The sequence below is a fragment of the Sphingomonas sp. genome, assembly GCF_051962185.1.
Lineage (GTDB): Bacteria > Pseudomonadota > Alphaproteobacteria > Sphingomonadales > Sphingomonadaceae > Sphingomonas.
This window is the reverse complement of the sequence record NZ_JBQCCN010000126.1, coordinates 1-8,714: the sequence shown is the minus strand read 5'-3', so window position 1 is coordinate 8,714 and position 8,714 is coordinate 1. Positions and strand designations below refer to the sequence as shown.

The window sequence follows — 8,714 nt, the reverse complement described above, 5'->3', positions numbered from 1 at the left end:
GCGAAGCGCGTGATCTCGTTGACCGAATAATCGACCGCCTCGATCGCGACATGGCCATAGGGGCCGGCGAAGGTCACGAAGTCGCCCTCGGGATCGATGATCACTTGCTGGACCTGGCGCGCGCTGCCTTCGAGCAGGCGGCGCAACAGATGCGACTTGCCCGATCCCGAATTACCCTGGACCAGCAGGCGCGTGGCGAGAAGCTCCTCGAGGTCGACGCACGCCGGCCGCCCGGCCGAATCGACCCCCATATCGATCTGAAACGTCATTGCCGTGCGCGCATGCTGGCAAGCACCGCGTCAGGGCAAGCCGGCGGGCAAAAAAAAGCTGCGGATTATCGGGCCTGACGGCGGGGAAGCTTAAAGCCCCTCCCCTGAAGGGGAGGGGCTAAGAAAGATCGAAGCTCACCTCGACCTAATAGACACGGCACGCGCCGCCGGCGACACGCGAACGATCAATAACCTGGAATATCCGGCGTGCAGGCACTGCCGTCGGCGCAGCGCACCCAGCCGCCGCCCATCGCCTGGAACAATTGCACCCGCGCGGTCAGCGCGTCCGCGCGCGACTGGATCAGCGAGAGCTGCGCGCCGAGCAGCCCGCGCTGCGCATCGAGCTGTTCGAGATAGGGCGAATAGCCCTCGCGATAGCGATTGGTCGCCAGCCGCAGCGCTTCGCTCAGCGCGTCCCGCTGCGCCCGCGCCAACGTGACCTGCTCGTCGAGCCGCTTGGCGCCGGCCAGCGCGTCCTCGACTTCGTGGAAGGCGGTCAGCGCGGCGCGGCGATAAGCGAACGCCGCCTGGTCGCGCTGCGCGCCGGCGACATTGGCCTGGGCCTTCAGCCGCCCGCCTTCGAACAGGGGGGCGAGGATCGAGCCGCCGATCGACCAGATCGTCAGCGGATCGGCAAGCAGCGAGGAAAAGGCCGCGCCGGCGCTCGTACTCAGCTTGACCTGCGGCAGGAAGCGCTTGCGCGCCGCGGCCAGCGATTTGTCCGAGGCGGCGAGCTGGAATTCGGCCTGCGCCACGTCGGGGCGGCGCCGCAACAATTCGGACGGCAGGCCATCGGGTATCGCCGGCACCGTCAATCGGTCGAGCGAAAGGCCGCGGTCGATCGCCTGCGGCGGCTCGCCGGTAAGCTGGCTCAGCGTGTCCTCGGCCTTGGCGATGGCGAGCTCGATCTGCGGGACGATCTGCGCCGTCGCATCATATTCGGCTTCGGCCTGCTGCAGCTCGAGCTTGGGCGAATAACCGCGCCCGACGCGCGATCGCGCGAGCCGCAGCGACTCCGACCGCGCCGCCACCGTCGCGCGCGCGATGTCGAGCCGGGCATCGAGTCCGCGCAGCGCGATATAGCCGTTCGCCGTCGCCGCGGCGACCGCCAGCCGCGTCGAATCGCGCGCCGCCTGGCTCGCGAACCAGCTGTCGCGTGCCGCCGCGCGCTGATCGGCGAGGCGCCCGAACAAATCGACTTCATAGGCGGCCTGGACCTGCGGCTGAACCGCATTTTGGACTTCCGGCGTACCGAAAGCGCTGACCGATCGCGATCGTCCGCCGCTGATCCCGGCATCGATCGCCGGTAGCGATTGCGACCGCGCCAGGGCGAGATTCGCCTCGGCCTCGCGCACCCGCGCAACAGCGATCGCGATGTCGGTATTGTTGGCCAGCGCCTTGTCGACCAGCGCGGTCAGCACCGGATCGCCGAATCCCTGCCACCAGGCGCGATCGATCGGGGCGACCGGTCCCGCATCGGTGCGCCAGGCTGGTGGCGGGACGACCGGCGGGACCTTGGCGGTCTCGATCGGCGGTCCCGCGCAGGCGGCAAGCGCCAGAGCGAGCGCCAATGGTGGGGCGAGCGCGGCGCTCTTCATTGCCGCAGCCCGTTGCGCGTATCGATGCTGACCTCGACCGACATGCCGGGCCGCAAGCGCGCCGCCCTGGGCTGGTTGGGGTCGATCGCGATGCGTACCGCGATGCGCTGCGCGACCTTGACGAAATTGCCGGTGGCATTGTCGGGCTTGAGCACCGCGAATTCGGACCCGGCGGCGGGGGACAAATTCTCGATCCGGCCGGTCAGCCTTGCGCCGCCGAGCGCATCGACCTTGAACGTCGCGCGCTGCCCAACCGCCATGTCGCGCGTCTGCGTCTCCTTGTAATTGGCGATCACCCAGACGTTGTGCGGCACGATCGACAGCAATTGCGTGCCCGCGGTGACATAGGCGCCGTCGCGCACGCCGATCTCCGACAATTGCCCGTCGGCGGGCGCGCGGATGATCGTATTGTCGAGGTCGATCTGGGCGAGACGAAGCTGCGCCCGGGCCGCTTCGACCGACGCTTCCAGCCCCGCACGGCCGACCACGACGGTGCGGACGTCCTGCGTGCCGATCGCGCGGCTGGCCTGGGCTTGGCGCACCCCGGCCTCGGCGGCGAGCAGGGCGGCGCGGGTCTGGTCGAATTCGCGTGCCGAGATCGATCCGTCGGCGACCAGCGCCTTGGCACGGCGCATGTCGGCCTGTGCCTTGACCAATTGCGCGCGGGCATTGGCGATGCCGGCATTCTGTGCCTCGGTCGCGACCTCGCGTGAACGTTGCGCCTGGCTCGAATTGGCCAGCGCCGCGATCTGCGCCGCGACATTGGCTTGGGCCTGGGCGACGCGGGCGCGATACATGCGGTCGTCGATCGTCGCCAGCACTTGCCCCGCCTTGACCTCGGCGAAGTCCTGGACGGCGACATGCGTGACGTAGCCGCTGACTTGCGGGCTGATGATCGTCACCTTGCCGCGGACATAGGCGTTGTCGGTCCGCTCCGACCAGCCGGCGAAGGGCGGCAGGCGCCACGCATAGAGGATCGCCACGATCGCGCCGAGCGCGCGCAGGATGATGACCAGCACCACGGTGCGCGACTTGGCGGGCGGCCGCCAGCCCGACGGCGGGTCGATCTGCGGGTCGGGTTCGGGTGCGCGGGCGGGCGCCGGCGCCGGCACTGGCGGCGGTGCCGCGGCGGGCGGGGCTGGCGGCGCGGCTGATTTCGTCTCGTCGCTCATGTTCATTGCCCCTCTTGCGCTTCTGCCGCCTGTTGCGAGCGCTGCTGGAGCAGCACCACCGGCGACACTTCGCCGCGCCGCCGGATCGACCAGCGGATCGAATATCCCCAGATCGCCATCAATATGGCAAGCACCCCGACCAGCAGGAAGACGTCGTTGAAGGCGAGGACATTGGCCTCTCGCGCGACTTGCTGCCCCAGCAACGCCACGCCCTGCGCGCCGCGCAGGGTCGGATCGCCGATCGCGCCCGCCACCGCGCCGCCGCTCGCCCTGATCCGAGCAGCAACCAGCGGATCCGTCGCGACGATGCGCTGGACCAGTTCGTGCGAATGGAATTTCTCGCGAAGGACCTGGAACGTGCCCAGGAACGCACTGCCCAATAGCCCTCCGACGCTCTGGCTGAGGCCGAACAGCACGACGAAGCTGACGAAATTGCGCCCGCCCGCGAGCAGGGTGCGGGCGATGCCGATGACCATCGCCTGCGCCAGGAACAAGAGCGAGGCGAAGCCGATCAGCGCCTGGCTGACGTAGAAGCTGCTCGGGCGCGTCAGGTTGGTCGCATCGGCGTCCATGAACGAGCCGATCACGATCAGCACCACCGCGACCGTGATCGGCAGCGCGACGTCGCCGGGGCGGAAGGTGAACACCGCGGTGGCCAGCCCGGCGATCGAGGCGAGCACGATGATCCAGTTGAGCGTGATCATCTGGTCATTGATCATGCCGAGTACGTTGAGCAGCCCGACCGAGCCGAACGCCTGTTCGGACAGCAGCACGCGGATCGAGGCGGCGACCACCATCAGGCGCAGGATCTCGCGGCTGGCCAGCCAGCGGGTATTGATCAGCGGATTGGCGCGCTGGTGCTCGACCACCACCGCGCTGGCGATCAATGCGACGCTGGCGGCGAGTGCCCAGCCGATCCACGGCTGATCGGTCCACCATTCGATCCGCCCCTCCGACAAGGCGGCGATCAACAGCCAAAGGCCGGGCGCGAGCAGCCCGAAGGTCAGGAAATCGGCGGGTTCGAACACCTTTTCGCGCTCGCTCGCCGGCAGCGGCAGCGACATCACCGCCGCCAGCGTGGCGAGCGCCAGACCGAGCTCGAGCCAATAGAGATTATGCCAGTCGCCCCATTCGAGCAGGTGCGGCGACAGGATGCGCGCGAGCGGCGTCGCCAATTGCGGGATGCAGATGCCGATCATCACCCCGGCCAACCGCTTCGCCGCGGGCAAGGCCTGGAAGAAATAGAGGATGGTCAGCGTCGACAAGCCGCTCGCCGCCACGCCGCTCATCGCCCGCACCAGTACCGACGTCCAGAAGTCGTGGACGAACAGATGCATCAGCGTGGTCGCGGCATAAGCGGCGAGCGTATAGCGGATGAAGGGCTGCAGCCCGAATTGCTGGCGATATTTGACCAGCAACAGGTTCGCCGTGACGTTGGTCATGAAATAGGCCGCGGTCAGCCACGCGCTCTCGTTGGTGTAGAGATCGAGCGTGCCTTGGGCGAAATTGAGGTTCACCGTGACCAGCGCATTGCCCAGGCCCTGGGTGATGCCGATCAGGCAGCCGATCACGAAATAGACGATGCGCCGCGGTGTCGGATGGTCGGGCGTCGCCGGCGATCCCGGCAGGGTCGGGCGTTCGTGCGGCTTGAAGACATATTCGGTCACGCGCGCTCCGCCCTGGCAGCTTCCGGCCTTCGACCGCCCGATGGTAGCAGGGTTCGCGGGGAAACTGCACGGCCGTAACGACCGCCAAGCCAAATCGGTGCCGCGACGGGAAATTTTAGGCTTGAAATTTCTCGGCGACAGGCAGACCCTCGCGTTCATGGCACGGGATGAGGGCATGCGGATCGCAGTGGTCGGCGGCGGACCCGCCGGGCTCTATTTCGCGATCAGCATGAAGTTGCGCGATCCCCGGCATCGGGTCACGGTGTTCGAGCGCAACCGGCCGGATGACACGTTCGGCTGGGGCGTGGTGCTGTCGGAAGAGACGCTCCAGAACCTCGCCGCCAACGACCCGCTCAGCGCGGCCGCGATTCGCGAGCATTTCGCTTATTGGGACGATGTCGCGGTTGTGCGCGGCGGCACGCGAACCGTCTCGACCGGGCACGGCTTCTGTGGGATCGGACGGCGGCGACTGCTGCTGCTGTTGCAGGAGCGCGCGCGCGACCTCGGCGTCGACCTGAGCTTCGAGAGCGAGGCGGATGATGTGCCCGCCTTGATGGCGGGCTATGACCTGGTCGTCGCCGCCGACGGGCTCAATTCGCGCTCGCGTGAGGCGTTCGCGGAGATCTTTCGGCCCGATGTCCAGGTCTATTCGAACAAGTTCGTCTGGCTCGGCACGCACCAGACGTTCGACCAGGCCTTCACCTTCATCTTCGAGCCGACCGAGCATGGCTGGATGTGGGCGCATGCCTATCAATTCGAGCCCGGCACCGCGACGTTCATCGTCGAATGCTCGGCGGCGACCTGGCAGCGCGCCGGGTTCGGCGACATGAGTCGGGAGGAATCGGTCGCCGCGTGCGAGGCGGTCTTCTCGGGCCATCTCGGCGGGCATCGGCTGATGTCCAACGCCAACCATCTGCGCGGATCGGCCTGGATCAATTTCCCGCGCGTGCTGTGCGAGACATGGCGGCACGAGAATCTGGTGCTGATGGGCGATGCCGCGGCGAGCGCGCATTTCTCGATCGGCTCGGGAACCAAGCTGGCGCTCGAAAGCGCGATCGACCTGGCCGACCGGCTCCATGGCGATGGCGACCTCGATACGGCGCTCGACGGCTATGAGGAGGCGCGGCGGGTCGAGGTGCTGCGGCTGCAATCGGCGGCGCGCAATTCGGCCGAATGGTTCGAGGAGGTCGAGCGCTATCTCGATCTCGATCCGGTCCAGTTCACCTATTCGCTGCTGACCCGATCGCAACGCATCAGCCACGAGAATCTGCGGCTGCGCGACCATGCCTGGCTCGGCGCGGCGGAAGGCTGGTTCCAGGAGCAAGCGGGCGGCTCCAACGCCCCGCGCGCGCCGATGTTCGCGCCGTTCCGGCTGCGCGGGATGGAACTCGCCAATCGCGTCGTCGTCTCGCCGATGGCGCAATACAAGGCGGTCGATGGCTGCCCGACCGACTGGCATTTCGCGCATTATGCCGAGCGCGCCAAGGGCGGCGCCGGCCTGCTCTATACCGAGATGACCTGCGTCAGCGCCGAAGGGCGGATCACGCCCGGCTGCCCCGGCTTCTACGCGCCCGAACATGAGGCGGCGTGGAAGCGGCTGGTCGATTTCGTCCATGCCGAGACCCCAGCGAAGATCTGCGCGCAGCTCGGCCATTCGGGCGCCAAGGGCTCGACCCAATTGGGCTGGGAAGAGATGGATGCCCCGCTCGCCGAGGGCAATTGGCCGCTGATCGCCGCCTCGGCGGTGGCGTGGTCTCCGGCCAACCAGGTGCCGAAGGCGATGGACCGTGCCGACATGGACAGGGTTCGCGACCAGTTCGTCGCCGCGGCGCGGATAGCCGACCGCGCCGGCTTCGACATGGTCGAGCTGCACATGGCGCATGGCTATCTGCTGTCGGGATTCATCACCCCGCTGACCAATCGCCGCGAGGACGAATATGGCGGCAGCCTCGACAACCGGATGCGCTTCCCGCTGGAAGTCGTGGCGGCGGTGCGGGCGGCGTGGCCCGAGGACAAGCCGCTGTCGGTGCGCATCTCGGCGAGCGACTGGGTCGGCGAGGACGGCGTCACCCCGCCCGAAGCGGTGGCGATCGCGCGGATGCTCAAGGCGGCCGGGGTCGACATCATCGACGTCTCGGCCGGCCAGACCTCGATCCAGGCGCGGCCGGTCTATGGCCGGATGTTCCAGACGCCGTTTTCCGACCGCATCCGCAACGAGGTCGGCATGCCGACCATGGCGGTCGGCAACATCTATCTGCCCGATCACGTCAATTCGATCCTGATGGCGGGACGCGCCGACCTCGTCTGTCTCGCCCGGCCGCATCTCGCCGATCCTTATTGGACGCTCCATGCGGCAGCGGCGCTCGGCGATCACGGCGTGGCGTGGCCCGATCCGTATCTGCCGGGCCGCGACCAATTCTATCGGCTCAAGGAACGCGGGGAGAGTCTATGAGCACGCGCCACGCGCTGGTGACCGGCGGCGGCAGCGGGATCGGCCGCGCGATCGCGCTGATACTCGCCGACAACGGCGTCGACGTGACGATCTGCGGCCGCCGCGCCGAGACGCTGGCGGCGGTCGAGCATGACCGCAACCATGGCATCGCCGCCGACGTGACCGACCCGGCATCGATCGCGCGGCTCTACGAGGAAGCGACAGCCGCGCGCGGCGCGTTCGACATCGTCGTCGCCAATGCCGGCGCGGCGGCGAGCGCACCGACGGCCAAAGTCTCGCTGGACGATTGGCAGGCCACGCTCGGCGTCAATTTGACCGGCGCCTTCCTGACGGTGCAGCCCGCGCTCCCGGCGATGCTGCGCGCGGGACGCGGCCGGATCGTGTTCATCGCCTCGACCGCAGGGTTGCGAGGCTATGCCTATGTCGCACCCTATGTCGCCGCCAAGCACGGCGTGATCGGGCTGATGCGCGCGCTCGCGGTCGAGACCGCCAGGAGCGGCGTCACCGTCAACGCGGTGTGCCCGGGCTTCGCCGAGACCGAGATGCTGGCGCGCTCGCTGGGCGAGATCGTCGCCAAGACCGGGCGCAGCGAGGCGGAGGCGCGCGCCGCGCTCGCCAATCCGCAGGGGCGGTTCGTGACGCCGGAGGAAGTGGCGGCGGCGGTGCAGTGGCTGGTCGGCGACGCCGCGCGCTCGGTCACCGGCCAGGCGATCTCGGTCTCGGGGGGCGAAACATGGTGAGCCTGGCGGCGGTCGATCGCGACGATCGCGCACGCCTGCGGCTGTGGCTCCGGCTGCTGCGCACCACGCGCGCGATCGAGGGCGAATTGCGCGAGCGGCTCGCGACCGACTTCGGCTCGACCCTGCCGCGCTTCGACGTGCTGGCCGCGCTCGATCGCGCGCCCGACGGCATGATGATGGGCGAATTGTCGCGCTTCCTGCTGGTCTCGAACGGCAACGTCACCGGGATCGTCGAGCGGCTGGTCGGCGACGGGCTGGTCGAGCGCACCAATCGCGCGGGCGACCGCCGCACCGCGATCGTGCGGCTGACCGCGGCGGGCCGCGAGACCTTCGCGGCGATGGCGGCGGCGCATGCCGGCTGGATCGACGAACTGCTGGCCGGCGTGACGCCGCGCCAGGCGGACGAGGTGGCGGCGGCGCTGACCGCCTTTCGCAGCCAATGGGAGAGCGAGACGTGAGCATGATGGCGGACCACAAGCCGGCGCATTTCCGCTGGGACGTGAAGGATCGCATCGCGCGCCTCCGGCTCGACCGGCCCGAGCGCAAGAACCCGCTGACTTTCGACAGCTATGCCGAATTGCGCGATACGTTCCGCGCCCTGGTCGAGGCGGACGATGTCGATGTCGTCGTCCTGCTGTCCAATGGCGGCAATTTCTGCTCCGGCGGCGACGTCCACGACATCATCGGGCCGCTGGTCGGCATGGACATGAAGGGGGTGCTCCGCTTCACCCGGATGACCGGCGACCTGGTCAAGGCGATGCTCGGCTGCGGCAAGCCGATCATCGCGGCGGTGGACGGCGTCGCGGTCGGCGCTGG

The 8,714-nt window shown here is 68.5% G+C and carries 8 protein-coding genes; 4 read left to right on the top strand and 4 right to left on the bottom strand.

Annotated features, from left to right (window positions below; genetic code table 11):
• From ACTHJR_RS07250 to ACTHJR_RS07235, 4 genes are all read right to left on the bottom strand, one after another.
• Window positions 1-269 (bottom strand): helicase HerA domain-containing protein (locus tag ACTHJR_RS07250; RefSeq protein WP_440522452.1); only part of this gene is annotated, 269 nt, incomplete at its 3' end.
• 185 nt (window positions 270-454) lie between these two features.
• Complete coding sequence (locus tag ACTHJR_RS07245) at window positions 455-1,867, bottom strand: efflux transporter outer membrane subunit (RefSeq protein ID WP_440522451.1); 1,413 nt, start codon at window positions 1,865-1,867, stop codon at window positions 455-457.
• Window positions 1,864-3,039 (bottom strand): HlyD family secretion protein, encoded by a 1,176-nt coding sequence (locus ACTHJR_RS07240; RefSeq protein WP_440522450.1) that lies wholly within the window; start codon window positions 3,037-3,039, stop codon window positions 1,864-1,866. Before ACTHJR_RS07240 ends, ACTHJR_RS07245 begins: the two co-directional genes overlap by 4 nt.
• Before the next feature lie 2 nt (window positions 3,040-3,041).
• On the bottom strand, window positions 3,042-4,706 hold the full coding sequence (locus ACTHJR_RS07235; protein WP_440522449.1) for an MFS transporter: 1,665 nt from the start codon (window positions 4,704-4,706) through the stop codon (window positions 3,042-3,044).
• A gap of 157 nt (window positions 4,707-4,863) precedes the next feature.
• On the opposite strand from ACTHJR_RS07235, the gene ACTHJR_RS07230 reads away from it, so the two are divergent.
• From ACTHJR_RS07230 to ACTHJR_RS07215, 4 genes are all read left to right on the top strand, one after another.
• The gene (locus ACTHJR_RS07230; RefSeq protein WP_440522448.1) at window positions 4,864-7,158 is read left to right on the top strand and encodes a bifunctional salicylyl-CoA 5-hydroxylase/oxidoreductase; all 2,295 of its coding nucleotides are present in this window, start codon (window positions 4,864-4,866) and stop codon (window positions 7,156-7,158) included.
• Window positions 7,155-7,898, top strand: coding sequence for an SDR family NAD(P)-dependent oxidoreductase (locus ACTHJR_RS07225; protein ID WP_440522447.1), 744 nt, complete (start codon window positions 7,155-7,157; stop codon window positions 7,896-7,898). Before ACTHJR_RS07230 ends, ACTHJR_RS07225 begins: the two co-directional genes overlap by 4 nt.
• Complete coding sequence (locus ACTHJR_RS07220) at window positions 7,892-8,356, top strand: MarR family winged helix-turn-helix transcriptional regulator (protein WP_440522446.1); 465 nt, start codon at window positions 7,892-7,894, stop codon at window positions 8,354-8,356. The genes ACTHJR_RS07225 and ACTHJR_RS07220 overlap by 7 nt, the downstream gene beginning before the upstream one ends.
• Window positions 8,357-8,358: 2 nt before the next feature.
• Window positions 8,359-8,714, top strand: a 356-nt coding sequence (locus tag ACTHJR_RS07215) for an enoyl-CoA hydratase-related protein (RefSeq protein ID WP_440522453.1), incomplete at its 3' end; no start/stop codon positions are given.